This is a genomic window from Staphylococcus sp. HMSC62B09 (assembly GCF_001839115.1).
Classification (GTDB): domain Bacteria; phylum Bacillota; class Bacilli; order Staphylococcales; family Staphylococcaceae; genus Staphylococcus; species Staphylococcus haemolyticus.
Window position 1 is genome coordinate 1 of sequence record NZ_KV840116.1, and the last position, 266, is coordinate 266.

The following is a 266-nucleotide window of genomic DNA, read 5'->3' on the forward strand; positions in this document are numbered from 1 at the left end:
CGTCCTCTAGCACGAGCTGCAATTCGCCCCGCTGAAGAACGTTCTAAAATTAAATTACGTTCAAACTCTGCAAATGCTGCGAATAAATGAAATAACAATTGTCCTGTAGAACTTGATTTATCCATTGTTATATTTTCTTCTAAACTATGAAAACTCACGCCTCGATTATTAAGTTCATTAACTAATGTGATTAAATCTGCCATGTTACGTCCTAGTCTATCTAGTCTCCAAACAACAATCGTATCTCCTGACCTCGCAAATTCAAT

The 266-nt window shown here is 36.5% G+C and carries 1 protein-coding gene; it reads right to left on the bottom strand.

The window, feature by feature from the left end:
* On the bottom strand, positions 1 to 266 hold a 266-nt coding region (locus HMPREF3265_RS02880; RefSeq protein WP_141764266.1), incomplete at both ends, for a recombinase family protein.